The organism is Bifidobacterium thermophilum (genome assembly GCF_002846655.1).
GTDB lineage: Bacteria > Actinomycetota > Actinomycetes > Actinomycetales > Bifidobacteriaceae > Bifidobacterium > Bifidobacterium thermophilum.
On sequence record NZ_PCGX01000008.1, the window covers coordinates 136,973 to 163,564 of the forward strand.

The 26,592-nt window shown below is 58.1% G+C and carries 24 protein-coding genes; 22 read left to right on the plus strand and 2 right to left on the minus strand.

The window, feature by feature from the left end; translation table 11 throughout:
- Positions 1 to 53: 53 nt before the first annotated feature.
- The 3 genes from CQR48_RS03315 (at position 54) to CQR48_RS03325 (ending at position 2,847) form a co-directional block, all read left to right on the plus strand.
- Positions 54 to 587, plus strand: a complete 534-nt coding sequence (locus CQR48_RS03315; protein WP_101452003.1) for an alcohol dehydrogenase — start codon at positions 54 to 56, stop codon at positions 585 to 587.
- A complete protein-coding gene (locus CQR48_RS03320) occupies positions 584 to 1,633 on the plus strand; it encodes a prephenate dehydratase (RefSeq protein WP_101452004.1) in 1,050 nt (349 codons plus the stop codon). The genes CQR48_RS03315 and CQR48_RS03320 overlap by 4 nt, the downstream gene beginning before the upstream one ends.
- Before the next feature lie 128 nt (positions 1,634 to 1,761).
- Entirely contained in the window at positions 1,762 to 2,847 is a 1,086-nt protein-coding gene (locus CQR48_RS03325) for a prephenate dehydrogenase (protein WP_371836378.1), read from the plus strand.
- 249 nt (positions 2,848 to 3,096) lie between these two features.
- Here CQR48_RS03325 and CQR48_RS03330 read toward each other — a convergent pair whose 3' ends face one another.
- On the minus strand, positions 3,097 to 3,375 hold the full coding sequence (locus CQR48_RS03330) for a DUF6725 family protein (RefSeq protein ID WP_033492383.1): 279 nt from the start codon (positions 3,373 to 3,375) through the stop codon (positions 3,097 to 3,099).
- A gap of 409 nt (positions 3,376 to 3,784) precedes the next feature.
- Here CQR48_RS03330 and CQR48_RS03335 point away from each other — a divergent pair, with 409 nt between their 5' ends.
- From CQR48_RS03335 to CQR48_RS09390, 13 genes are all read left to right on the plus strand, one after another.
- Positions 3,785 to 4,825: a tyrosine recombinase XerC gene (locus tag CQR48_RS03335; RefSeq protein ID WP_101452006.1), complete on the plus strand. Its 1,041-nt coding sequence runs from the start codon at positions 3,785 to 3,787 to the stop codon at positions 4,823 to 4,825.
- 579 nt (positions 4,826 to 5,404) lie between these two features.
- On the plus strand, positions 5,405 to 7,042 hold the full coding sequence (locus tag CQR48_RS03340) for a peptide ABC transporter substrate-binding protein (RefSeq protein ID WP_101452007.1): 1,638 nt from the start codon (positions 5,405 to 5,407) through the stop codon (positions 7,040 to 7,042).
- 310 nt (positions 7,043 to 7,352) lie between these two features.
- On the plus strand, positions 7,353 to 8,279 hold the full coding sequence (locus tag CQR48_RS03345) for an ABC transporter permease (RefSeq protein ID WP_101452008.1): 927 nt from the start codon (positions 7,353 to 7,355) through the stop codon (positions 8,277 to 8,279).
- A gap of 19 nt (positions 8,280 to 8,298) precedes the next feature.
- Complete coding sequence (locus tag CQR48_RS03350) at positions 8,299 to 9,267, plus strand: ABC transporter permease (RefSeq protein ID WP_033505221.1); 969 nt, start codon at positions 8,299 to 8,301, stop codon at positions 9,265 to 9,267.
- A gap of 13 nt (positions 9,268 to 9,280) precedes the next feature.
- On the plus strand, positions 9,281 to 11,314 hold the full coding sequence (locus tag CQR48_RS03355) for a dipeptide ABC transporter ATP-binding protein (protein WP_101452009.1): 2,034 nt from the start codon (positions 9,281 to 9,283) through the stop codon (positions 11,312 to 11,314).
- A gap of 245 nt (positions 11,315 to 11,559) precedes the next feature.
- Positions 11,560 to 12,420, plus strand: a complete 861-nt coding sequence (locus CQR48_RS03360; RefSeq protein ID WP_101452010.1) for an exodeoxyribonuclease III — start codon at positions 11,560 to 11,562, stop codon at positions 12,418 to 12,420.
- A 126-nt stretch (positions 12,421 to 12,546) separates the two neighbouring features.
- The gene (locus tag CQR48_RS03365) at positions 12,547 to 13,488 is read left to right on the plus strand and encodes a DUF3710 domain-containing protein (protein WP_101452011.1); all 942 of its coding nucleotides are present in this window, start codon (positions 12,547 to 12,549) and stop codon (positions 13,486 to 13,488) included.
- Positions 13,489 to 13,496: 8 nt separating this feature from the next.
- Positions 13,497 to 14,243 (plus strand): DUF3159 domain-containing protein, encoded by a 747-nt coding sequence (locus CQR48_RS03370; protein ID WP_101452012.1) that lies wholly within the window; start codon positions 13,497 to 13,499, stop codon positions 14,241 to 14,243.
- Positions 14,244 to 14,426: 183 nt separating this feature from the next.
- Positions 14,427 to 15,728: a class I SAM-dependent RNA methyltransferase gene (locus CQR48_RS03375; RefSeq protein WP_101452013.1), complete on the plus strand. Its 1,302-nt coding sequence runs from the start codon at positions 14,427 to 14,429 to the stop codon at positions 15,726 to 15,728.
- 276 nt (positions 15,729 to 16,004) lie between these two features.
- Positions 16,005 to 16,553 (plus strand): GNAT family N-acetyltransferase, encoded by a 549-nt coding sequence (locus tag CQR48_RS03380; protein ID WP_015450220.1) that lies wholly within the window; start codon positions 16,005 to 16,007, stop codon positions 16,551 to 16,553.
- Between the two features lie 392 nt (positions 16,554 to 16,945).
- Entirely contained in the window at positions 16,946 to 17,314 is a 369-nt protein-coding gene (locus CQR48_RS03385; protein WP_218971660.1) for an ACT domain-containing protein, read from the plus strand.
- A gap of 357 nt (positions 17,315 to 17,671) precedes the next feature.
- Positions 17,672 to 18,277 (plus strand): YczE/YyaS/YitT family protein, encoded by a 606-nt coding sequence (locus CQR48_RS03395; RefSeq protein WP_101452014.1) that lies wholly within the window; start codon positions 17,672 to 17,674, stop codon positions 18,275 to 18,277.
- 984 nt (positions 18,278 to 19,261) lie between these two features.
- A complete protein-coding gene (locus tag CQR48_RS09390) occupies positions 19,262 to 19,873 on the plus strand; it encodes a type IV pilin protein (RefSeq protein WP_101452015.1) in 612 nt (203 codons plus the stop codon).
- Positions 19,874 to 20,055: 182 nt separating this feature from the next.
- Here the strand turns inward: CQR48_RS09390 and CQR48_RS03410 are convergent, their stop codons facing one another.
- Positions 20,056 to 20,352, minus strand: coding sequence for a TetR-like C-terminal domain-containing protein (locus CQR48_RS03410; RefSeq protein WP_101452016.1), 297 nt, complete (start codon positions 20,350 to 20,352; stop codon positions 20,056 to 20,058).
- A 94-nt stretch (positions 20,353 to 20,446) separates the two neighbouring features.
- Between CQR48_RS03410 and CQR48_RS09120 the strand changes: the two genes are divergently transcribed.
- From CQR48_RS09120 to CQR48_RS03440, 6 genes are all read left to right on the plus strand, one after another.
- Positions 20,447 to 20,584, plus strand: coding sequence for a hypothetical protein (locus CQR48_RS09120; RefSeq protein ID WP_180334526.1), 138 nt, complete (start codon positions 20,447 to 20,449; stop codon positions 20,582 to 20,584).
- A 178-nt stretch (positions 20,585 to 20,762) separates the two neighbouring features.
- Positions 20,763 to 21,257, plus strand: coding sequence for an Rrf2 family transcriptional regulator (locus CQR48_RS03420; RefSeq protein WP_101452018.1), 495 nt, complete (start codon positions 20,763 to 20,765; stop codon positions 21,255 to 21,257).
- A gap of 81 nt (positions 21,258 to 21,338) precedes the next feature.
- Complete coding sequence (locus CQR48_RS03425; RefSeq protein ID WP_101452019.1) at positions 21,339 to 22,415, plus strand: NADP-dependent oxidoreductase; 1,077 nt, start codon at positions 21,339 to 21,341, stop codon at positions 22,413 to 22,415.
- A 186-nt stretch (positions 22,416 to 22,601) separates the two neighbouring features.
- A complete protein-coding gene (locus CQR48_RS03430) occupies positions 22,602 to 23,063 on the plus strand; it encodes a sugar ABC transporter substrate-binding protein (RefSeq protein ID WP_143252468.1) in 462 nt (153 codons plus the stop codon).
- A 335-nt stretch (positions 23,064 to 23,398) separates the two neighbouring features.
- The gene (locus CQR48_RS03435) at positions 23,399 to 24,475 is read left to right on the plus strand and encodes a YeiH family protein (RefSeq protein ID WP_244898926.1); all 1,077 of its coding nucleotides are present in this window, start codon (positions 23,399 to 23,401) and stop codon (positions 24,473 to 24,475) included.
- A gap of 224 nt (positions 24,476 to 24,699) precedes the next feature.
- A complete protein-coding gene (locus tag CQR48_RS03440) occupies positions 24,700 to 26,478 on the plus strand; it encodes an oleate hydratase (protein ID WP_015450234.1) in 1,779 nt (592 codons plus the stop codon).
- The last annotated feature ends 114 nt before the right edge of the window (positions 26,479 to 26,592 follow it).

Sequence of the window (26,592 nt, forward strand, 5' to 3'; positions counted from 1 at the left end):
GCCGGTGTGGAAGCAGCAGGGTGTTTTTCGTGGCGGGAAGGCATACTGGACATATGACTTCTTCACCAGCTTCGGGGCGCGACCTGCCGTGGTCGCATCGCCAGTCGTATCCGACACGGATGACCATTTCGCTGCTCGCCGGCGCCGCGGTCGGCGTGATCGGCACGCTTGCGCATCGGCTGGGCGCGTCCGCGAATATTCCGTACGGCCTAGTCCTCGCATTGCTTGTTATCGCGTTGTCGGCGTGGTGCGCGCGGTCACGCGCCGGCGCGCTGGGGCTGGGAGTCCATGTGGCGGCGTCCTCGATTGTTGCGTGGGGGCTTGCGGTGGCTCCCCGCGGTTCAGGCGCATTGGCGCCGGTGGGGTTCGGGGACCCCTTGGCAGTACCGTTCTGGAGCGAGCATGTCGGCATGATATGGCTGTACGGCATGATTGTGGTGCAAGTCATCCTGCTGTTTCTGCCGAAACGATGGTTCCGTATCACCGTGGATGACGACATCCGGCAGGCAGCACACGCGGCGGCTGCAAGCGGCACCGCCGATGACACAGACACTGGCAACACCGCGCAAGACAAGGAAGTCCAATGAGCCAAGACATCACCGACAACACTGTTTGCGACGGCAATCGCGCATTTGAGGCTGCAAGTCGGCGCCAGTCGCTCCCGTTGTATTATCTGGGCCCGCAAGGCTCATTCACTCATCAGGCGGCGGTGTGCGCAAGCCGGATGCTTGCACCGCTGTCGGAGAACATAACTCCGATGCCGGAAAGCACCATCCCCAAGGTCATGGCGCATGTGCGCGACGGCGAGGGATGGGGTGTCATCGCGTGGGAAAACAATGTCGAAGGGTATGTGGTCCCGAACCTCGATATGATGATCGACGCGGATGACGTTGTCGGCTTTGCCCATGTCGGCGTCGATGTCGTGTTCGACGCGTTTGTGCCACAGGGGAGCGCGAAACGGGGCGTCGCGCTCCGCGAAGCGACTGCACACCCGCACGGATTGGCACAATGCCAGCGGTTTATCGCCCGGCATCATCTCACGCTCATGCCTGCCACGTCGAACGCGGCCGCCTGCCGGGACGTGCGTGACGGCCAAGTGGCGCTCGGCCCATCGATTTGCGGCGAATTATACCATTTGGACACGCTGGAACACCATGTGCAGGATTATCACGGCGCTCGAACCGAGTTCCTTGTTCTCGCCCGTCGGGATGATGTGCCCTCGCTGATGGCGCAAGCCAAGGCGGACGGCAACAGCGAGTTCGAAACGATCATCGCGTTTATCCCGTTGAGCACAGGGCCCGGCGTACTGGCGAATCTCCTGGACGTGTTACGCGACGCCGGACTGAATATGACCAGCTTCATCTCTCGCCCGATCAAGGGGCATGCGGGGACTTACAGTTTCGTCGCTGCCGTGGATGCAGCCCCGTGGCAACCGCATTTCCGCAGTGTGCTGACTGAGGTCGTAGAACATGGCGACTGGGTGAAGACTCTGGCGGTCTACCCGCGCAGGGAGCGGCCGAATCCGCCGGTCAACGAGTGGATGTTGCCGCAAGGGGGAGTATGCTTCGAACTCCAATCCATCCCAGAGGCGTGGGATAGCAGTGTCGACGCTGCAAGGGAGTTGCTGTGGTGAGTGATGATTCCGGGCGATGGTTCGCATGCGGCCATGCAGGTGGCGTTACAGGCTCGGCGATCGCCGCGACCGATACGGCGAATACTGCAGGCTCGACGAACGCGACAGACTCGACAGGTATGGCGCACATGGCAGAACGAGGAAGGGAGACGGATATGATGGCAGACAAGACAGGCATAACAATCGGCATTGTCGGATTGGGCCTGATCGGCGGCTCCCTAGCGCGTCATCTGGCGGCCAACGGGTATCGGGTGATTGCGTGGAACCACCGCCCGCACCCGTATGAACGGGCCAGACGGGACGGCATCGTATGCGTGGACTCGCTCGAGGAACTCGCGGGGCATCCCGGTGCACGCCCCGATCTCATCGTATTGTGCAATCCGCTGAAAGCCATGCCACAGATGCTCTCCCGGCTTGCCCCGGTCATCGACCGCACAACGACCACCCTGACCGATGTCGGCAGTGTGAAAGCCTTGGTGCGGCAGCAGGTCGTCGCCGCGGGTCTGGGGGACTGCTATGTGGGCGCCCATCCGATGACTGGAACCGAGCGTTCCGGCTTCGAGGCTTCTGATCCAAGCCTGTTCGACCATGCCTTGTGGGCGATCACCGTGGACGAATCGACCGATTACCGGCGTTTCCTTGTGGTAGCGCGCATGATCACCGAGGGGTGCACCAACCGGTGCATCGTCATCGACGACGGCACGCATGATCGCGCGGCGGCGCTGATCTCCCACATGCCGCATGTGGTCGCCACGGCGCTGATCAACGAGCTGACGGACAATCCCGACCGCAATATCGCCGCAGCCCTTGCCGCAGGATCGTGGCGTGACATGACCCGAGTGGCGTTGACTGATCCGCAGCGAACCCGTGCCATGGTCGATGAGGATGCCAAGAATGTCGAAACGCTGTTGCGACATATGGCCGATCGTCTTATCGCAGTCGCTGACGCGTTGCACGACGGGGACGACCGGCAGATCGGAGAGTTTTTCGCCCACGGCCAACCATTCCGCGACTACAAGGCGGCGTGCGTGCGCGCGAATACTCAGGCGGAGACGCCGGAGACGATGGACATGCCGCTCAATCTCGCCACGTGGCGTGAGCAACTGTTGGAATCGGCACGTCGCGGCGAGCAGGTGACGGGCTGGCATTCGGATGCCGTCGCGGTGGTTGAGCGCCGCCCGGCGGTGGCGTCCGCTGCGCTAGCGCGCGCGTGACATCTGCCTGCCTGATTACGCGAACATCCACAGGATGGCCTGCGGCTTCGGTGGCGTGTGGTGTTGCGTGTTCGGTTTCGTGTATTTGATTTCGGTGGCCTGTAGTTTCACGTCATCGGTTTCGTGTCCCAGTTTTGACCGCCTCGATGGCTGAGTTGGCCGGGCACACCCGCACCGGCGTTGAATATTGGGAGAAGTCGTCTGATCGCGCGATTCGCATCTGAACTCCCAATTTGCGTGCGGTCGTTTCTAAGCCTTGGCGGATGCCTTTCGACGTGCCGCTGTGCCAGGGCGTTCCGGAATCGGCTTGAGCCGCACGATGCTATCGGCCTCAATGCTGACCTGCTGTTCGGGGCGAGACCCGTTGGCGGCGGCGTCGCGGATCATCTTCAGGGTGGTTCCGTTCCACTGCTGTACATGCCCGACAAAATCCCGATACGTCATTCTGCCGGTGTTCGGGTCCGTACCTGCCTTCGTGCGGACGACGATGCGGGCACCAGATGGAATCTCGCGTGGAAGCCTCGGCACCCCGCTCCCGCCGATGGCACCAGACAAGTCGCGCGGCTCTCGCTTCGCGGGCGGGACATCGGTGTTCCCCGAGGTGTTGTGCGGTTCGGGTTGTGGAACAATGAACATGGTCTCCTCGCTTGCTGGGGTTCCGCGCAGATCGGGTCTGCGGTCAACACCACGGATATGCGGATATGCGGATATGCCGCCGTGCCCATCTTATGGCCGTTCGTGCATCGGCGTAGACCGCGGCTGCATACTATGGCAACTATCATGGGCGAACAAGGATAAGCGGACGAGCGCGAACGAGTAGATACGGGCAGACGGAAGGTATACACGGATGGAACGGGAACGACGCAAACCGGGCGCTCGCCGGTCAGGTGGCGCAGCGGACGGACGGGCTTGTGACAAGAAGGAATCCTCGTCACAGATGGAGCAGCTCGTTGGCGCCCAAATCGAGGCGGTTATCGACGAGTTCCTCCATGATCTTCGCGTCAATCGCGCCGCCAGTGACAATACGCTGAAAGCGTATCGCATCGATGTGCTGGACTGCCTCGTCACCATGAATATCGATGGCCTCGAAGCGCTCGATCGGGTCAATGTCGACGATTTGCGGGCGTGGATGTCCAGTGAAAGCGCCCGCGGATACGCGCGTTCCAGCATGGCGCGCAGGACCGTGGCGGTCCGTGGCTTCTTCCGTTGGGCGCAGGATCAAGGGCTGATTGACAGCGACCCCGCTGCCCTGCTCATGACCCCGAAAATCCCTTCCGTGCTTCCGGCGGTATTGACCGAAGCACAGGCGAAAACCCTGATGGATGATGCGGATGCGTACACAGCGCGGGGAAGTGCAGGGGCGGCGCGAGAGGGACACCAGCAAGGACTTCAGCAAGGACAGCGTCGATCGGATCGCGGTGGGCAACAACCGGAATGCCAACGGCACCAGATCGGCGCTTCGCCTGCGGACCATGCAATCGCCGTCCGCGACGCTGCGATGATGGAGCTGCTCTATGCGACGGGCATCCGCGTCGGGGAACTTGTCGGCATCGACATTGCCGACATCGATTTCGCCCAGCACACCGTCCGCGTCACCGGCAAGGGGGATAAGCAGCGTGTCGTTCCGTTCGGAGCGCCGGCGGCGCGTGCTCTGGACCAGTGGCTGCAAGCCGGACGCCCCGCGCTTGCATGCGATCTTTCTGGGGAGGCGTTGTTCCTTGGTCGCCGGGGCGGCCGGATCGACCAGCGGATTGTCCGGCAGGTCGTACATCGCGAGGCTCGCAAGGCGGGTGTTCCGGACATCAGCCCGCACGCCTTGCGGCACAGTGCCGCGACCCATATGCTCGACGGCGGCGCCGATCTGCGTGAAGTGCAGGAGATGCTCGGGCACGCCTCGTTGCGTACCACCCAGCGGTACACCCACGTTTCGATGGAGCAGCTCAAGCAACGCTACCGGCAGGCTTTCCCACGCGCCTGAACACGGCGTTGTTGCGGCGGCCCGACATGCCTTGGCTGGATAATCCGCTACCGAACCGGAGAACGCATGCCGACAACCGATTCGGTTCGCAAGAGCGCTCGCCGTTATCCAAGTTGCGACCCGGTGCGCCCGGTCCGGGAGCATATTGCAACGACGAGCGAACGCTGTTTTTCCTCCGTCAAATCTATATTGGCAAACAACAAACCACACGCGGAACATCTAATCTGCATGTCCCTGCGCGCCCGCAGGCTTGTCGCGCGTTGTGCGCGGAACGAGAAGAAAATTAACCGACTCGTAACAATGGTTGCGAAAACATCGGCGGGCCACGTCGAGTGGCAAGTATCCGGCATGCCCTAGGCACCCTTGGAAATTCTTGTCATGTAAGGCCTTGGACGACGTCGCGATTGAACACCTGATGCGCGAGGCGTTGCAGATGGCAACGAGAACATCATCTTGCGTCTTGTCCCACAGAGGGGTAAGAATTGACGATGTTCAGCAACGAGGTTGGGGCGGGAGCCCGAGCCTCGTTGTTTTTTGGGATTCGTCCCAAAATCAAACACACACAGGAGAAAAACACATATGAAGAAGAAAGCAATTGCGCTGATCGCGGCGGCATGCTCGCTCGCGATGGCGCTCGGCGGCTGCGGTTCGTCGTCATCTTCGACTTCCGGTTCGTCCAACGGCGGCAAGGTCATCATCACCGCCTTCGGTTCCGAACCGCAGAACCCGCTCGTCCCGGGCAACACCAACGAAACTGGCGGCGGCCGCCCGGTCGAACTGATGTTCGCCCGCCTGGTGAGCTTCGACAACAAGGGCAACGCGAAGAACGAAGTCGCCCAGTCCATCAAGCCGAATGCCGACTCCAGCGAATACACCGTCACCCTCAAGAAGGGCTGGAAGTTCACCGACGGCACCCCGGTGACCGCCGAATCCTTCACCAAGGCGTGGAGCTACACCGCGAACGCGAAGAACGCCCAGAAGTGCGCGTCCTTCTTCTCCACCATCAAGGGCTATGACGACCTGCAGAAGGACGGCCTGAAGGGCGACGAGCAGCTCTCCGGCCTCAAGGTCGTCGACGACTACACCTTCACCGTCACCATGAACCAGCCTGACGCCACCTTCCCGGTCAAGGTCGGTTACGAGGGCTTCTCCCCGCTGCCGGAATCTTTCTACAAGGACCCGAAGGCCTTCGGCGAGAAGCCGGTCGGCAACGGCCCGTACAAGTTCTCCAGCTGGGATCACAACAAGCAGATCGTGCTGGTCAAGAACCCCGACTACAAGGGCAACGTCAAGGTCAACAATGACGGCGTGACCTTCAAGATCTACACCTCCACCGATTCCGCCTACGCCGACGTGCAGTCCGGCAACCTCGACGTCATGGATTCCGTCCCGGCGACCGCGACCAAGACCTTCCAGTCCGATCCCAGCGTCGAGGCTTACAACAAGGCCGGTTCCGTGAGCCAGACCTTCACCATCCCGTCCGATCTCGATCACTTCCAGACCAACACCGAGGAAGGCGTCCTGCGTCGCCAGGCCATCTCCATGGCCATCAACCGCAAGACCATCGTCGACAAGGTGCTCGGCGGCGTCGGCACCCCGGCCAAGGAATTCACCTCCCCGATGACCCCGGGCTATTCGGACTCCCTCAAGGGCGAAAGCAATCTGGAGTACAACCCGAAGAAGGCCAAGGAACTGTGGGCCAAGGCCGATGCCATCTCCAAGTATGACGGCACCCTCACCTTCTCCTACAACGCCGACGGCGGCGCCAAGCCGATCTACGACGCTGTGGTCAACCAGCTGAAGAACAACCTGGGCATCAAGGCCGCCACCAACCCGGTCCCGACCTTCCAGGAGTTCCGCACCGACGTGTCCAACCGCACCATCAAGGGCGCGTTCCGTACCGGCTGGCAGCCTGATTACCCGTCCCCGGAGAACTACCTGTACCAGCTGTACGACTCCGCTGCGGCCGACAACCAGGGCTCCAACGACGGCGACTACAAGAACCCGGCCTTCGACAAGCTCATGGACCAGGCGTACGCCGCGACCAGCACCGAAGCCGCGAACAAGATCTACCAGCAGGCCCAGGAAATCCTGCTCAACGATCTGCCGGCCATCCCGCTGTACTACGGCAACGCGTACGGTGTGGCTGCCAAGGGCGTGAAGAACTTCACGATGAACTGGCAGAACCAGCCGGTCTATTCGGAGCTGTCCAAGTGACGGCACGCCGATAGGCGTCTGATATTCTACGAGGGCGCATGACATGAATTCATGTCATGCGCCCTCGTCGTGTCAAACCCATCATTATCCGAAAAAGCAATGTTTCTACGCTGTTAACGTCCGGTATACGGAAACGGTCACCATGACGCCCCGAATGCCCTACAACACAGGGCGAGCGCGGTTTCAGGCCTTGTACAGGTGACGCAGGGGCAGAGGTGGGGTAGACTATCGTAAGTATTTTATGGCCGCAGTGCCGCCATGCCCGACAGGGCCCGGTGCGAACGGCCGAAGAGCAATAAGGAGCAACCCAATGGGCAAATATCTTCTGCGACGCATTCTGCAGATGATTCCCGTGGTCCTTGGCACGACCCTCCTGGTTTATGCTCTTGTCTTCGCGCTGCCGGGCGACCCGGTGAAAGCCATGTTCGGGGACAAGCCGGTCAACCAGGCGGTCGCGGCCCAGATCCGCGCCGAATACAACCTTGACAAGCCGTTCATCATTCAGTACCTGCTGTTCCTCAAGAACGCGCTGACCCTTGATTTCGGCAACACCTTCGCCGGCCAGCCGGTCATCGACGAAATCGGCCGCGCCTTCCCCGTGACCATCAGGCTCGCGTTGATGGCCTTCGTGTTTGAAGCGGTTTTCGGTATCATCTTCGGTATCATCTCCGGCCTCAACAAGGGACGTTGGGGCGACACGGTGATTCTGATCATCTCCCTACTGCTCATCTCCGTGCCGACCTTCGTCACCGGCTTCATCATGCAGTATCTCGTCGGCGTCAAGTGGAGGCTGCTGCCTGTCACCGCCGGCAACGATCCCGGCTTCGTCGACCTGATCATGCCGGCCATCGTGCTCGGCTCAGTGTCCATGGCTTATATCATCAGGCTCACCCGCGGTGAGATCTCATCCAACATGAACGAGGACTACGTGCGTACCGCCCGCGCCAAGGGCATGGGTCGCCGCCAGGTGTTCATGCGCCACGTCCTGCGCAACTCGCTGATCCCCGTGGTCACCTATCTCGGCCAGGATCTCGGAACGCTCATGGGCGGCGCGATGATCTCCGAAACCATCTTCAACGTGCACGGCATCGGATACCTCACCTATCAGAGCATCCTCAAGGGCGAAAGCAATATGGTCGTTTCCATCGTCACTCTGCTGACCCTGATCTTCGTCGTCACCAACCTCATCGTCGACCTGCTGTACGCGGCGCTTGACCCGCGCATCCGGTACGCGTGAGAGGAAGGAAGAGATAATCATGGCAGAACCATCACGCAATGACACCGCCCGCGTATTGCCCGGACAGGAACGATTCGTCGCACCGATCGACGAAACCCCGCTCCAGGCGGTCGACTCAATCGACGAATCCGCGCCGGCGGCCAGCATGTGGGCTGACGCGTGGCGCACGCTGCGTCGCAACCCGATGTTCATCATCTCCGCGATTCTCATCATCTTCGTCGTGTTCGTCGCCCTCTTCCCGGGCGTGCTCACCAAGCAGAACCCGAACTACTGCAACCTTGACAACTCCCTCGAGCCCGCCAAAGCAGGCCACCCCTTCGGCTTCGACCTGCAAGGCTGCGACGTGTATACCCGCACCATCTACGGGACCCGCACCTCGCTGAGCGTCGGCCTGCTGTCCACGATTTTCGTGGTGGTGATTGGCGCGTTCATCGGCGCGCTCGCCGGCTTCTTCGGAGGCTGGGTTGACGCGGTGCTCAGCCGTCTGACCGATATCTTCCTCGCGCTGCCGATTCTGCTCGGCGCCATCGTCGTGCTGCAGATGTTCAAGACCAGCACCTCGATCTGGAAGCTGGTGCTCGTCATCACGCTCTTCGGCTGGGTGTCCACTGCGCGTATCGCCCGAGGCGCGGTCATGGAAGCGAAGAACCTCGAATTCAACACCGCCTCCACTGCCTTGGGTTCGACGCCGTGGCGCAATCTGATTCGGCATATCATCCCCAATTCGCTGGCCCCGATCATCGTCATCGGCACCACGTCCCTCGGCTCCTACATCGTGCTTGAAGCGACGTTGAGCTTCCTCGGTGTCGGCCTGCCGACCACCACGGTCAGCTGGGGCGGCGACATCTCCAGCGCGCAATCCGTGCTGCGGACCAACCCCTCCGTCTTGTTCTATCCGTCGGCCGCGCTGGCGATCACCGTGCTGGCCTTCATCATGATGGGTGACGCCGTCAAGGACGCGCTCGATCCGAAGAGCCGTACGGCCTGACAAGGAGCATGTGATGACTGAGAACACCAATACCAATGCGAAGGCCGAGGCCGCACAGCGGCTCGAGGCGATGCAGCGCGAGCAGGGCCCGCTGCTGGAAGTACAGCATCTGAAGGTCGATTTCACCGACGACAACGGGCATGACGTCCACGCCGTGCGCGACGCCTCATTCAACGTCTATCCTGGACAGTGGGTGGCGATCGTGGGTGAATCCGGTTCCGGCAAATCAACGTCCGCTATGGCGGTCTTGGGCCTGCTTCCGGGCACCGGACACGTGGTCGGCGGCTCCATCAAGCTCGAAGGCCAGGAGATCTCCGGTCTCAAGGGCAAGGAGTACGACCAGCTGCGCGGCAGCAAGATGGGCCTGGTCCCGCAGGACCCGATGAGCAACCTCAACCCGGTGTGGCGTATCGGCACCCAGGTCAAGGAAGCGCTTGTCGCCAACCATATGGACATCTCGCATGAGAAGCGGTCCAAGCTTGCGAAAGCGCTTGCAGGCGATGAAGTCAACGTAAAAAGCGAAGATGACGAGACCTTCATCGGCTCGGCTGAACTTCCCGCGTTGCTTGACGCTGCTAAGCAGGCGCTCACCGAGATCGGCATGAGCGATAAGAAGCTTGACAATGCGATGGAGTTCTTCACTGAAGAATGGACGCCTGGCTCCGAGACCCGTTGGCGCGTGGCCGACGACCTCATCAAGGCCGGCGTGAACGATGACAAGGCCTGGCAGATCGCCAAGGAGCATGTCACCGGTTCGAATATGAACGACCGCATCGCCGGCCTGCTTGACGAAGCCGGCCTGCCGGACGCTGCGACGCGTGCGCGTCAGTATCCGCACGAGTTCTCCGGCGGTATGCGTCAACGCGCGCTGATCGCCATCGGTCTGGCATGCCGTCCTGACCTGTTGATTGCCGACGAACCGACGTCCGCGCTCGACGTGACCGTCCAGAAGCGCATTCTCGACCATTTGCAGACGCTCACCGATTCGCTGGGCACTGCAGTGCTGTTCATCACGCATGATCTGGGTCTGGCGGCGGAACGCGCGCAGCATATTGTCGTGATGTACAAGGGACAGGTTGTCGAATCCGGCCCATCGCTCGAAGTGTTGCAGCATCCGATGCACCCGTACACCAAGCGGCTGGTCGCGGCGGCTCCGTCGCTCGCCTCGCAGCGCATCATCTCCGCGAAAGAACGCGGTCAGAATGCGGATGCGTTGCTCGAGCACCAGGTCAAGGGCGAGCAGACGCTGGAGAAGAGCGAACACATTATCACTGTCGAGCATCTGACGAAGGAATTCAAGCTTCCGCGCAAGAAAGAGATGTTCAAGGCGGTGGATGACGTGTCCTTCTCCGTCAAGCGCGGTACGACGCTCGCCATCGTGGGAGAATCCGGCTCTGGCAAGTCGACCGTCGCGAACATGGTGTTGCGGCTGCTTGAGCCCACGTCGGGCAAGGTTTTCTACGAAGGCAAGAACATTTCGGACTTCGGCAAGGCCGAGCTGCTGGACTTCCGTCGGCATGTCCAGCCGGTCTTCCAGAACCCGTATGGTTCGCTCGACCCGATGTACTCGATCTACCGGTCCATCGAGGAGCCGTTGCGCATCCACCATATCGGCGACAAGAAGAGCCGTGCGAAGCGTGTGCGCGAGCTGCTTGACATGGTCGAACTGCCAGAATCCGTGATGACCCGGTATCCGAACGAGCTGTCCGGCGGTCAGCGTCAGCGCATCGCGATCGCACGTGCCATGGCGCTCGACCCGGATGTCATTATTTGTGACGAGGCTGTGTCCGCGCTTGACGTGCTGGTTCAGGACCAGGTGCTTCATCTGCTCAATGATTTGCAGGCGGAACGCGGGCTGAGCTACCTGTTCATCACGCATGATCTCGCGGTGGTCCGTCAGATCGCCGATGAGGTGGTCGTGATGCAGCACGGCAAGCTGGTCGAACATGCGACAACCGACGAGGTATTCGACCACCCGCAGCAGCAGTACACGCGCGACCTGCTCGACGCGATTCCGGGAGGCAAGCTCAAGCTCGGTCTCGACTGATTCGCAGCTGTTTCCAAGACGCCGCCACCCTCTGCCGACGCTGAGCACCTCCTCAGTGTCGGCAGAGGGTGGCGTTTCTGTTTCTGCCGACGTTGAAGGGCGTCTCAGTGTCGGTAGTGGGTTGTGGTCGTGTTTTCTGCCGACGTTAAGTACCTCCTCAGTGCCGGTAGAAGCAGCTGGGGGGATCTGTTTCGCGGTTGAAGAATGGCGTCCGCTCGTAGGGGAGCGCTGCTAGGCTCGAAACCATGAGCATTGTGATCACGACATCGAATGTCAACGGCTTGCGCGCGGCGAACCGCAAGGGCATTATGCATTGGGCGGGCGAGCATACACCGGACGTGTGGTGCATGCAGGAGGTTCGCGCCCCGCAGTCGGAAATCGACCCGATTTTCAACAACATCGCCGATACCTACGTGGATGCCGGCAAAGTCGCCGACCCAACCGGGCTGCACACCATGAATGAAATCTGCCGTATCAAAGGCCGTGCCGGTGTCGGCTTGCTGTCCACACTGCCGGTGGTCGCCAAGCGGTACGGTTTGCCGGGACTCGAAGAGGACGTGGATTCGGGCCGCTGGATCGAGGCCGATGTGCGCACCCCGCAAGGGTATGAGATCACGGTCGTATGCGTGTACGTGCATTCTGGCGATGTGGATGACCCGAACAAGATGCACCAGAAGTTCCGTTTCCTTGACACCATGCTCACCCGCATGGGCCAGCTGCGCGATGAGGCTGCGCACGGTGGGCGGCAAGCGGTGTTGTGTGGCGATTTCAATATCGCGCACACGCCGCTTGACATCAAGAACGCGAAGTCGAATGTGACGCATTCCGGCTTCCTGCCTGAGGAGCGTGCGTATATCGACAAGTGGCTTGACGAGTATGAGTTCGTCGATGTGATGCGTGAGCTCGCCGGCGACATCCAGGGGCCGTACACCTGGTGGAGCCAGCGCGGACGGGCGTTCGATAACAACACCGGCTGGCGTCTGGACTATCAGTTTGCCACTCCGGAGCTTGCGCAGACGGCTCGAGGGTTCACGATTGACAAGGCGCCCACCTATGACGCCCGGTGGTCTGATCATGCGCCGTTGAGCATCACGTACGACGTGTGATGCGACGAAATCTGTGGTCCTGAATGCCGCTATGACGGCTGTGCTGATACGCGACATCACGCTTTCAGCTGGCTCTCATTTGCGGTGTTATTCTTGGGACTGTCATATCCGTGGAAATGAGGAGCTATGGGATTGTTCGGATTCGGCAAAAAGAAGCATCATGATGATGACGCCGCGCGCGAGAAGGACGCGAAGAAGGCACGCCAGAATGCGGCGGATGCCGACGACGTGAACGATGCAGCCGCGGATGACCAGAAAACGCAGCAGCCGGAAACCGCCGCGCAAGCCAAGGAACAGGACGCATCCCAGGATGCCGGGGCGACTGCGGAATCGGAGCAGTCGCAGGGCGACGAGCAGCCGGATTATCCTACCGAGCCGAGTGAAGAGTATGAGGGGCGCGGCGAGGATTGGGGCCCGTGGGATGTGAACGACGAGTACGTTCCGGACTATGACGATTATCTCGATCTTGGCGCCTACTATATCCCGTTCATGAAAGGTATCGAGCTGCGCATCAAAGCCGCTCGGGCGAACAAGGCGGTGCTGGGCGCCACCATCACATACGGCACGTCAAGCTTGGAGGTCGAAGCGTTCGCAGCGCCGAAGACGCTGGGATTGTGGGACGACGTTCGTGCCGACCTGCTGGATTCCAAGAGCGATGTCGCCAAGGAGATGCCGGGCGTGTTCGGCACGGAGCTTATTTTGCCGGTCCCGATCAAGGAAGGCAAGATGGTGACCACCCGCATCGTGGGTGTGGACGGTCCGCGGTGGATGCTGCGTGGCATTTTCTCAGGTAAAGCCGCGACCGATCCGGATGATGAGGAAACCCGCGCACTGAATCGGTTCTTCTCGCAAATCGTCGTGGAACGTGGAGAAGAGCCGCTTGCGCCGCGCGACCTTATTCCGATGCACGCGCCGGTCACTCCGGGCGAACGCAGGGCAGCCCAGGAACAGGCACAGCAAGATGCCGCGCAGATTCCGGATCGTCCGAAGGGACCGTTCGATTCCGACCAGCAGGTAGAGCAGAAGACGACGCTGGCGCGTGGCCCGATGTTCTCTGAAGTGCGTTGAGCGGCACCATGCCGGATTCGGCCTCGAACCGCAAACCGCGTACCGGCGTCGCCGCGCTCACCCAAGCCGGGGATGGTGATTTTTCCGTCATTGATGCCATAGGCGGTCCGCGTGGCGTCGTGGAATCGATGCTGCCGGGCTTCGTCTTCGTCGTGATGTTTGTGATCACGTCCGATCTTCGCGCGACGGTGTTGGTGTCCGCGGTGTTGGCCGCGGTGCAAGTGGTGGCACGGCTCATCCAACGCCAGTCTGTGATGGGCGCGTTGAGCGGATTGGTGTCGGTCGCAATCTGCCTGGTGTGGGCGTGGCACAGTCATGAGGCGCGCAATTACTATATGTTCGGCTTCATCACGAATGCCGTGTATATCGTGCTGCTGGGCATCTCGTTGATTGCACGGGTGCCGGGGCTTGGGCTGGTGGTCGAGTTCATCCGGTCGTTGCCGACTGAGCATTTCCGCGATTGGTTCCGCGGTTGGATGGACGACAAACCGCTCAAACGCGCGTATATGACGATAACCGCGTTGTGGGCGGGTGTGTTCGCGCTCCGGCTGTTCGTGCAGGTTCCGCTGTATCTGTCTGACCGGGTGGCGTGGCTGGGTACGGCTCGTCTGCTGATGGGCATTCCGTTCTGGGCTTTGGCGATTTGGGTATCGTATTTGATTGTCGCCACGCCGATGCATCGACATCGTGAACTTGAGCGTGCGGTACAACGGCAATCAGCGGACAGTGGGGATCTGACAGCGGAACGCGGCTGATGATGTCATATGGCGGATGGTGTGCAGGGTGTGCGCATCATCCGCCATTATCGTGTTCTGGGCACCAGATTGTGCTAGGTTGTTGCACCAGCAAGTTGCGGTCGGCATGTCGATGTCCGGGCCGCTTGATTGGCCGGCGCGTACACCGCCCGGCTGTTGGCAGGTAGGAAAGTGATAGGAAACATGCAGGTAGAAGTGCGTATCGAACGGTATGCCGATCAGGGTCGCTGTGTCGGCCATATCGATGGCCGTGTGGTGTTCGTCAGGTTCGCGCTTCCGGGGGAGTTGGTGCGCGTCGAACTTGATGAGCCGCATGACCGTGATGACCGGTTCTGGACCGGCGAAGTGGTGGAGGTGCTTGAAGCAAGCCCGGATCGTGTCGAACCTGTCTGGCAGTTGGCAGGGCCGCTGGCGCAGGGCGGTGGCGTCGGGGGAGCGGACTTGGTGCATGTGAGTTTGCCGGGGCAGCTTGCTTGGAAGTCCGCGGTGATTACCGACCAGATGCGTCGCATGGGGCATGTCGAGTGTGATCCTGTGCCGGTTGAACGTGCCGATCACGATGTTGAACTCGGCGGGCTGAATTGGCGTACACGCATTGAGATGATCGCCGATGAGCATGGTATGCCGTCCATGCGCCGGCGAGGCTCGCATGTGCGGGTCCCGATTGACACCATGCCGCTTGCATCTCGTGCGCTGCTTGCGGTGGCGGACGAGGAACACATCTGGGATGGCGGTTTTGAGCCTGGTTCTCAGATCAGACTATCTGTGCCGGAACCACGTAGCATCGACACCACTCATGCAGATTCGCAGGCGTTGCTGAAAGCGGTCGGCAACAATTACGCCGTACTGGTTGACGGCGCATTGCGGTCGGGGTCGAAGCATGTGCGCGAATCTGTGACGGTTGCCGGCGGAACCTTCGATTATCGTGTGGATGCGAATGGTTTCTGGCAGGTGCATCGCATGGCTCCGGTGATGCTTGCCAATCATGTGGTGGACTTGGTTCGGCAGACGCTTGATGGCCGTAAGCAGGCTGTGTTGTGGGATTTGTATTCCGGCTCCGGGTTGTTCACGTTGCCGCTGAGTATGCTTGCCGCGGAGCGCACCCGCATGCTCAGTATCGAGGGCGGACGCACCGCGGTGCGCAACGCCCAGTATAATCTGCGGCATTGCCAGATCAGTTCCGTGGACGCCCGTGTTGGCGATGTTCGTCGCACGTTGCAGCATGTCCCCAGCGACTTGGCTCATCCTGATGTTGTTGTGCTTGACCCGCCGCGTGCCGGTGCGAAGGCGGCGGTGTGCCGTCAGATCGCCGAAAGCGGTGCGAAAGCGGTTATCTACATCGCCTGCGATCCGACGAGCCTCGCCCGCGATACCGCCACACTTGTCGGTGAGCTTGGCTATCGTCTCGCAGATATCCGCGCTTACGACATTTACCCGATGACCCACCATGTTGAGACAGTGGCTCTGCTAACAAGAACAAATTGAAAGAGGGCTGGCAAAGCCCGTGTTTAAGCAATTTCTGCGGCATCCGTCTTTCTGAGAAGATAGGCTGGTGCCGCGTTTTCTTTTAGAAAAAATGTGAAAGTTGGTCTGGTGTGACTGTGGGACGGCTTTTCTTTTTTTACGAATTCCAAACATGATATACTAAGTAACAAAATTGTGCTAACGAGAAATGGATATCATTGCTACTGATTTCAAAGCCACTTGGAAGAAGACAAGATATGTATTCCGAGATATAAATCGGAAGTTAGAGGATTAGACATGAATCATTGTGGAACCTATACGATAGAAACGAAAAGGCTGTTGTTAAGAGAATTTATGGTCGAAGATGCAGAGGCCATGTTTCAGAATTGGGCATCAGACAAAGAGGTTACAAAGTTTCTGACATGGCCTGCTTATACCAGTTTGGATACCGCAATTCATATATTGAATGAATGGACTGCGTCCTATGAAAAACCGGACTTTTATCAGTGGGCAATTGTGCCGAAAAATCTCAACGAACCGATTGGTTCAATATCTGTTGTATCAATCAATGAAAAAACGCAGATGGCAGAAATCGGTTACTGCATTGGCAGACCGTGGTGGAACCGTGGAATAACTTCGGAAGCATTGAGTGCAGTAATTAATTTTATGTTCGATCAGGTCGGTGCGAATCGCGTCCAGGCAAAACACGATGTAAATAATCCTCATTCAGGACTGGTTATGAAAAAATGCGGAATGAAGTATGAAGGTACCCTAAGAAGCGCGGCTGTAAATAATCAGGGCGTCTGCGATGTGAGCATCTATGCATTATTAAAGTCAGATCGATAACTTCCAGTTTGTCGCCTTGATTCCTTTAGATATGTTTCCTCATTTGATGCCTGAGTTTTAGATATGTTTCCGCAAACAGAGGCGAATTATTGACATGTTCCCGCAAACAGTCAGGCAGCGTGATTATGTTTTCAACTGTCTCGGGGCATGTTGAGACGGTAGCGTTGATGTCAAGGAAATAAAGTCGAGTGCCTGAAAGCGGCATATTTCCGGGCTTTTCGGAGGTTTGGATTTGAAGTCAGACTTCTGAAAAGCTCGGTGTTCTTATATGGAAACATATCCACTGCAAAATGTGTGTCAGGTTGTAACCTTGGATTAGATGTCACGATTTGAGACAGTGGATTAGATGTTAAGGGCGGTTATACAAATCGGAATTTGTGGAGGAGGGTAATTTGCTGGTATTACATAAATTAGAGCGGCTGCTAACGGTATGTAAAGTCAAGAATATTGATGATATAGATTTAAGCAAGGAATTCTACTTCATTGGTAAAACAGATGAAGAAATATCTCTTGTGTGTGAAACAAATGACGTTCCTGAAAACACAATAGAACGTGAAGATGGGTGGCGTGGTTTCCGTATTCAAGGGATTTTGGATTTTTCACTTATTGGCATTCTTTCAAAGTTGTCTGGAATACTTGCAGATAATAAAATTGGAATTTTTGCGGTATCTACATACAACACAGATTATATTTTAGTGAAAGATGCTGATTTTGAAAAATCATTGGCTGTATTATTAAACGCCGGATATACGGTGATATAGATTTCAGATGCCTTAAATACAAAGAAAATTATACGAGGGGTGAATTATTAGCATGTAAGTTCAGTATATTGCAATCGAAGGAAAATGTTTCTTTATCAATGCTGATATGATTGTCAGGCACAGTTCATACCCTTCTGATCTGCAGGAGTATAATATCGCATCTGAACTTTCAGGACTTGTGTGCAGAGGAGTAAGCTGCATTTTATGATCCATATGGGCATTGTTTGACAAAACCTGTCTGGGGTGAAGAAACTATCATTTACGCAGAACTTGATATGAATTTGCCTGACGCCTGCAAAATGGAGCATGATGCAATCGGACATTATGCCCGCACGGAAGTACTTGAATTAAAGGTAAATGAAAAATAACGATAACAAAACATTAAAGAAATTGGCAATCCTTGTAATGGGTTCTATGATTGCGGCTTATGGAATTACACTTGCACTGTATGCTGGATTTGGCGGAGCTACGCTTGCGGTGCTGTGGCAGGGGCTTGCAAGAACATTTCACATAAGCATTGGGGCAGCATCTTTTGTTGTAGCATTGGGAATGATTTTGTTTGCGCTCATTTACGATAAAAGTCAGATTCATATAGGAACTGTGTTGTACCAGATTGTATACAGTGCCTGTGTAGATTTGTTTGCTAACTGCCATATTTACAGTACCTATAAGTGGATCAATTTTTTAATTATGTTGTTAGGGGTGGTTTTGTTTGCTGTCGGAACAGGACTATACGCGTCGGCATCCCTTGGTAGAGGCTCCTATGAGGCAGTCACTTTTGCTTTAGCAGAAAAAAATCACTGGCAGATTAAATTTGTTCGAATGGCATTGGATATTTTGGTTGTTGTTACAGGTGTTTTGCTTGGTGGAAAGTTTGGTGTATGCACGATTGTTACAGTTATCATTTCAGGTCCAATTATTCAATTTGTTAATGCAAAAGCAAAACAAGTTTTAAAGATATGATAGTAGACTTCAATGGTCAAGACCGTGATATGGATGTCAATTTTGCCACAGATTGCATCTGTTTGCATCTGCGAATGCGCAATGTCAGAGGTGTGGACCTGTTTCCGTTTTGATAGGATATGTTTCCGCGAACGGGCGCAAAACCTGACATCAATCAGAAGGTATCGTGCCACGTTGAGACGGTGGCGTTGCTTGAGCGGGGCGAAGGAAAAGAGCAAGGAAAAGTAGTGAAAGTCGAGTATCATTGCGGTTACCGGGCACTTGGGCATGTCTGGCATCAGCAGACGGAGCGATTCGCGGTATCTTATCGAAGCACAAATCAGTTCAACAAGCGTGAGCATTGATTGCCAGTTAGATGTCGGGGGGTTGCGGCTGTAAGATAACTGTCAACGCCGGAAAACTTCATCTCTTCGCAACATTTACTGTATTCGATCATTGAACAATGTAAGGGGCAGCGTTGAAAATTGAGTATGTTGTCATTGCGATATGTATTGTGGCAGTGGCGTCCATTGTCGTTTTGCTCATGTATCGGAAACGGTGGGTTGCGACCTGATACAGAAGTTCTATGTCAGGCATTACCGAATGATCAATATCGTTCTGGCGTTGACTTTGCTGGAATGCGTCTGGAGTATGTTGCAGGTGTAGGACTTTCGGTATCAATGTCCAAAGCTTCTTTCTGCCTTGAAGCCGGCCGTCGGCGGGGTGTTTTCCGATGCTTTCTGGCAGTTGGGCAATCCAGGCGGCGATGTCATCGCATCGTGGGACGGGTAGACTGCATTCGTTGACACCGCGGCAGGGCAGGCGGGCCTGGCCATTTGTGAAGGCGGCTGCGGGATTCTGAAAACCGTTATATAATGAGCACATAGTCATCAGTAATGATGCTGATGAAGAACACGCATCGGAGCGTGCAAGCAAGTACTTGACTCCGATGGCTTATTCCACAGACCCAATGGTGGGTTTGCAGGAAGAAAGAGAGGTGAAGCCATGCGTGGTGTGTATCGGTCCCTGAGGCGGCGTGCCTCGGGACAATCGGGTTTTACTCTCATTGAGTTGCTTGTTGTCGTGATCATCATTGGCATTCTTGCATCAATCAGCGTGCCGATTTATCAGCAAGTGCGCGTAGCGGCATGGAACAGCGCCGCCGAGTCTGATCTGAAGCACGCAACAGACTCCATCGAGAATGCAAGCGTTGAACTCGGCGGTACGCTGCCTCCGAATTTCATGGTTGGAGCAAACCCCAAGGGACAGAAACACACGATAGCGGGCAACGTCAAATATGCCTACAGTAGCAAAATAACCCCTACTGACACGCAGGTTACGCTTTCCCCGGGCGTGTCGCTGTGCTACACAACAACTGGAACTGGCAACACCTACCGGATGTATACGACCAATAGCAACAATCTGAGTGTCTACTACGTGTATGATTCGGCGACTGGTCAAGTACTAAAGAAGGACAACCCCGACAAGATTGCCGCTGCCTCGAATACCCAAGACCAGATACAGTGGAATCCCGCTGGTAACGGGCACAGGAGACCGTGGAAGAAAACACTTGGTAAATGTGCAATCGAGCAGCACTACGGCGCGCCCAGCGCATGATTCTGGATGCCAAGCAGGTACCGGCGGCTCGCGCCGGGTGCGGCGAGAGTATATCAGTGGACGATCCGCGACGCATGTCCCGATTGACGAGAGCGTCCACGCGCTCAGCGGGTGCGGACGCCGGTAGTGCGCTGTGTGGAGGCCATGTGTCGTTGGCCGAATGGCCTCCACGCCAGGCAAGGTCATGGTCGGACGAATAGTTGGTTGAGGTTGGAGAGCACGTCGTCAACATAGCGTCTCAGTGATTCGTTCAGCTCGCCGGGTGTTTCTGGCATGCCTCGTTCGATCCATTCCTCGATCCATCCGCTGATTCCGTCGGCGGAAAACGCTTTCCGGTAGGCTTCCTCGTTCGCGAGTTCTTGCGTCAATCCGATTTTCTCTCGCAACGATGTTCGCAGGACGTTGTCCCGCCCTGTCGTGTGGATGACTTCGTAAAACGCCTGGTGCTTCTTCATGTGGCAAAACAGGCTTTCGAACATGGTCCACGGTTGCGAATCGGGGTCGGATTCGAATTCATGCGTCCACGTCTTGATTAGAAACCGGGCGTGTCGTGCGCTGGGCCAAGCCGGAGTGGTGAATGAACTCGTCGATCCGCTGAAAGAGGAGGGGCGCAAAATGCCGCATTGCTTTGTCGCGGAAGAAAGGAACGACCCCACTGCACGTAAGGCGCTCGACAGGCTGACCGACTTTTTGGACAGCCATAGCGTCTGAACCGTTGACGCCTGTCTTGCCGTCTGTTAAAGTATCAGTATCAGATACAATTACAGATGGTTGCCGGCGGTGATGATTGCGGACGTTTGCATATCCGGCGAATGAAGCGAACCGCGACATCTGAACCGCGTAATACTGAACTCCGCACAACGGGATGATGCAAAGGAAAGGGGGAGTGATGGACACCAGATTCTCGTCCGCGATCCATGCGCTGATCCTGATCTCGCAATCCGCAACGCCGGTCAATTCCGAACAGATCGCCGTGAGCGTAGGCACCAACCCCAGCTACATCCGCAAACTGACCGCACGCCTGAACAAGGCGGGCATCATCGAAGGCAGACGTGGCATCAGCGGATTCCGGCTGGTCAGGCAGCCAGGCGACATCACGCTGCTCGACATCTACCGGGCAGTGATGGACACGGATTCCGTGCATCTGTTCGACCTGCACCACAATCCCAACGACGCATGCATCGTCGGGCACAACATTCGTCCGGTGCTGGGAGGCATGTTCCAGCAGATGGACGATGACGTGAACCACCGGCTCCAAGGCATGACCCTCGCCGACTGCATCAGCGACATGCGCGCCTACATGGCACGGACCGGCCAAGCCGATTCTCGTCAGGACGCGGCAAACCATTCAAGCCGAACTGGCGCCGCCGACGCGCGAGAATAACCATCAACCGCCTGCACGCCCCATTCAACCCATGACAACCACGGCGAACGGCACAACGCCGACAAACGTACGGAGACCCTCATGAAAGCAGCCATCCTCACGCATTACGCCAAACACGGCACCGACCTCGAGATCCGCGACATCCCCGTCCCGGAGCCCGGCGACACGGAAGTGCTGGTCAAAATCATGGCCGCGGCGGTCAACCCGCTCGACAACATGATCATCCGCGGTGAAGTCAAACTCATCACCCCCTACAAGACGCCGCTGGTCATGGGCAACGAATTCGCCGGAATCGTCGAGAAAACCGGTAGGAACGTCACCCGGTTCACGGCAGGCGACCGGGTCTACGGCAGAATGCCCCTCAAGAAGATCGGTGCCTTCGCACAATACGCGGCAGTAGAGGAATCCGCACTCGCGACGATCCCCGAATACCTCTCATACGAGCAGGCCGCCACGATCCCGCTTACAGCGCTCACCGCCATGCAAGCCTTCGACGTCATGCACGTCAAGGCGGGCGAGTCCGTGTTCATCTCCGGCGGCACCGGCAGCCTCGGCGCCATGGCGATCCCCGTGGCCAAAAGCCTCGGCCTGCACGTCTACACCAACGGCAGCAGCAGCAACGAGGAGCGGGTGCGCCAGCTCGGCGCCGAACGGTTCATCGACTACAAGAAAGAGCACTACGTCGACGTGCTCTCCAACGTCGACCATGTACTCGACACCTTGGGCGACCGCGAGCTGCCGAACGAATTCAAGGTGCTCAAAGAAGGCGGCAGCCTGGTCTCCCTGCGCGGCATGCCCAACGGCCGGTTCGCCAAGCGCAGCGGCATGCCCGCATGGAAGCGCCTGCTGTTCTCCATCGCCGGCCGCAAATACGACCGCATGGCGGCGGCGAAAGGCCAGACCTATGACTTCCTGTTCGTACATGAGGACGGGCGCCAGCTCGAGCAAATCGGCAGGCTGTTCGACAAAGACCATCCGCTGGAAACCTCCATCGACACGGTCTACATGCTCGAGCAGGTCAACGAGGCACTCGCCAAAGTGAAACAAGGCAAATCCAAAGGCAAAACAAAACCATCATCGCCATCGGACAGTAGACGCCGCCCACCCTTGTTGCCGCCGACCGCACCCACAGTCAGCGGCGGGGGCGACCCCTCGTGACCACCGTTGATTAGGATGAGATGCATGACTCACCTTCTGCGACACCAGCGATCTGTGCGACGGAACACGGCTGCATGCGTCCTGGCGGTTGTCCTGTGCATGACCGGTGCGCTCGCTGGTTGCACTCCGCGCGGCGTGGCCGTAGGCAATTCGCATGATTCGTCGAGCAATGTTTCCCATGACAGCGTGGACAGGCAAGATATCGTCATCGGTGTGGTCGGGGCATTGGGCAATCCGCCGGTCGCCGATACCGCGGTGCTCAATGATCTTGCCAAGGCAAAGCTCGACGCCCGGTTCGCTTCCACAACCGACAACGCCGATGCGACGCAAGCCGCCCAGCAGGCTGTACGCGACTGGGCGTCCCAACGCGTGTCGGTGATCCTCATTAACGCGCTCGACGTCACGGATGCGACAGCGTCATCGTGGCACGATGCCTTAAACGAAGCGCGCAACGCGGGCATTCCGGTCGCCCTGCTCGACCCCTCCAATCCGCCGCAGGACACCACGTTGTACGCGGCGGTGCTGCGCATGGGCACGAAGCCCGCAGACAGTGATGCGGATGTCAGCTCGTCCACGGTTGGCTTGGATGCGGCGCTGTCCGCCATCATCAATGACAACCCGCACCCGGCGACCATGCGGATTGGCTGAAGTGACGCTGGCGGTCTCCTGCAACCGCTGAAATCGCGGGTGTGGGGGGAATAGGGGCGCCCAGGCGTCTCGCGCCGGCGAGAGCAGGCAGGGCAATGGCGGAATCCGACGATTGGTCGCCGCGCCTCGGTTGCCTATGAGCCTTGCCGTCACAGTGGCCTTGCCATACATTCGTTTCGCCCATCGATACGTGATGTATGGAATCCAAGTATCGTCCACAACCCCTCGCCCTTGTCCGTATCCTCGCCGCTCCTGCCGATAATATCGGGAAACCCGATACCAGCCATTGAAGACACGCATTTGATTGATACTTTGGCATCGGCGAAGATGACAACATGACAAGAATCACGACCACACTCACATCATTACGCTCTCGCATATGCACCCGAGAGATGCTGCTTGTCGCGCTCGTAACCTGCGCTGCGTCCATCATCGGGTCCCTGATGGCCGGCCTGCCGGTGTTCAGCCTGTTCGGCGCGCTCATCATCGCACTGATCATCGGTATGCTTGTACAGATCCCGATGCACGCATGGCTCGCCCACGCCGCCGCCAAGCGTGCGGAAGGCATCGGTAACGCCGCGGCACTGATTTCCAACAAACTGCTGCGGCTGGGCATCATCCTGCTCGGTTTCAAACTCAATCTCGACGTGCTGTTCGCCACCGGGGTCAAAACCATTGCGGTGGCAGCGATCATCGTCACACTCACCATCGCCGTCACCTATCTCATCGCCAGAAAACTCGGCGTCGACGAGCATCTCGCCATCCTCACCGCGGGCGGCACAGGTATTTGCGGTGCCGCGGCCGTCATGGGGCTGTCTGGTTCCATCACCATGCCGAAAGACGAAGAGAAACGCGGACGCGATGACGAAGTCATGGCGGTGGCGACCGTAGCTGTTATGGGTACGGTATTCGCGCTCGCGGAAATCGCGTTGCGCCCGTTCCTGGGGTTGTCTGATGCGCAATTCGGCACGATGGGCGGCGCCTCGCTCCACGAAATCGCCCATGCGGTCGCGGTCGGAGGTTCTGCGGGGGACGCGGGCATGGACGCGGCGATCATCATGAAACTCTCCCGGGTGCTGATGCTTGCTCCGACAGCCATGATTATCGGCGCATGGTGGGCCCGCAGACACACCCAGCCCGGTGACGGCCCGCGCAAGGTGCCGATCCCGTGGTTCATGCTTGGCTTCCTCGTTGCGTCGATCGCCGGTACGTACCTGCCCTTCGTTGCACAGTTCACGGACATCTTGGTCAAGGCGGCCTATCTGGTGCTGGGCATGGCGATGGCAGCCCTGGGCATGAACGTCGATTTCAAGGCGATCGCAAGCCGCGGCCGCATGGCGGTGCTCGCCAGCTTCTTTGCCTCGATCCTGCTGGCGGGCGGCGCGTTTGTTGTCGCGAAGCTGATGTTCTGATTGAGAAGCGCGGGATGTGCGGTACACGCATTCCCGCGCGATTCCCAGCGACGCGATGTCGCGAAACGGCTTTCACACAATTGGACATGTTCCCGCCGATTGTCGATGGTTTTTCCCTCGAACCGATCCTATAATGGTGCTCGCCTCGACGTTGAGACTCGGTTTCGCAAAGGCTCCAAGCCTGCTGTGAGACCGGTGGACGAAATGACGGCAAAGGAGTCATCATGTACTACTCGGCTGGAAACTATGAAGCCTTCGCGACCCCGGAGAAACCTGAGGGCATCGACGACAAGTACGCGTATATCGTCGGGTCCGGTCTTGCCGGCCTGTCGGCGGCATGCTACCTGATCCGCGACGCCCAGATGCCCGGCGACCATATCACGGTCTTCGAATCCCTGCCGGTGGCCGGCGGCTCCTGCGACGGCATCTACGATGCGACACGCGGCTACATCATGCGCGGCGGCCGTGAGATGGACAACCATTTCGAGGTCATGTGGGACCTGTTCCGTTCCATCCCGTCCATCCAGAACCCCGGAGAGACGATTTTCTCCGAATACTACAAGCTCAACAAGCACGACCCGAACTTCTCCCTGTGTCGCGTCACCGAGAAGCAAGGTCAGGACGCGCACACCGACAAGAAGTACGGGATGAACCCGAAGGCGACGCAGGAGCTGCTGCACCTGTTCATGGCCACGGACGAAGAGCTCGCCGACAAGACCATCGATGACGTGTTCGACGACGATTTCTACAAGACGAACTTCTGGGTGTACTGGCAGACGATGTTCGCGTTCGAGAAATGGCACAGCGCCATCGAGATGAAGCGCTATATGCAGCGTTACATCCATCACATCGACGGATTGCCCGATTTGTCCGCACTGCGTTTCACCCGCTACAACCAGTATGATTCCATGATCCGCCCGATGGTCAAGTACATCACGGACGCCGGGGCGAAGGTGCTGTATGACACGAATGTGACCAACGTGGTGTGCGAGGTGACGCGCAGCCGCAAAGCGGCCCGCCGCATCGAATACACGCAGGGCGGCGAGGCCAAGAGCATCGACCTGACCGATAACGACCTCGTGTTCGTCACCAACGGCTCGCAGGGCGATTGCACCGCGTACGGCGACCAGACACATGCGCCGGTCGTGTCCATCAAGAACGGCGAAGGGCCGTCGGTCGAACTATGGAGGAGGATCGCCGCCCAATCCCCGGATTTCGGACACCCTGAGAAGTTCTTCAAGGACATCGAGGAAACCAGCTGGGAATCGTGGACGGTCGACACGTCCAACAAGGAGGTGCTCGACGCAATCGAAGCGATCTGCCACCGCGACCCGCTGTCCGGCAAGATTGTGACCGGCGGTATCGTGACCGCCAGGGATTCGAGCTGGCTGCTGTCGTGGACCATCAACCGGCAAGGCCAGTTCCCCGACCAGCCGTCCGACCACTGCCTGATCTGGGTGTACGGCCTCAACTGCTGGCATGACAACGGCGATTTCGTCAAGAAGCCGATGGCGCAATGCACCGGCGAGGAACTGTGCGAGGAATGGCTGTACCATATCGGCATCCCGCAGGACAGAATCAAGCAGTTGGCGAGCGAGGCATGCAACACGACCGCCGCGATGATGCCGTATGTGACGAGCTTCTTCGAACCGCGTCGCGACGGGGACCGGCCGAAGGTCGTGCCCGACGGCTCCGTGAATCTCGCCTTCGTCGGCCAGTACGCCGAAACGCCGCGCGACACCGTGTTCACCACGGAGTATTCGATCCGCACCGGCATGGAAGCGGTGTACACGCTGTGCAATGTCGACCGTGGCGTGCCGGAAGTATGGGGCAGCGTCTTCGACGTGCGTGACCTGCTGACCGCGACGGTCAAACTCGCCGACGGCAAGAAACTCACCGAAATGGACCTGCCGCTCAAAGATCGTCTCGCCCTGCGTGAACTGCTCAAGAAGGTACAGGGCACCGAGGTCGAGAAGCTGCTCAAGGCGTGCGGGGCGTTGTGATCCATCGGCAGGATGTGCTTGCCCGCCATGGTGTGAATTAGACGTCATTGATTGATACGGAGCCGTGTTCCGGATTTTCCGGGATACGGCTCCTTTATCCAACGGGATAGTATT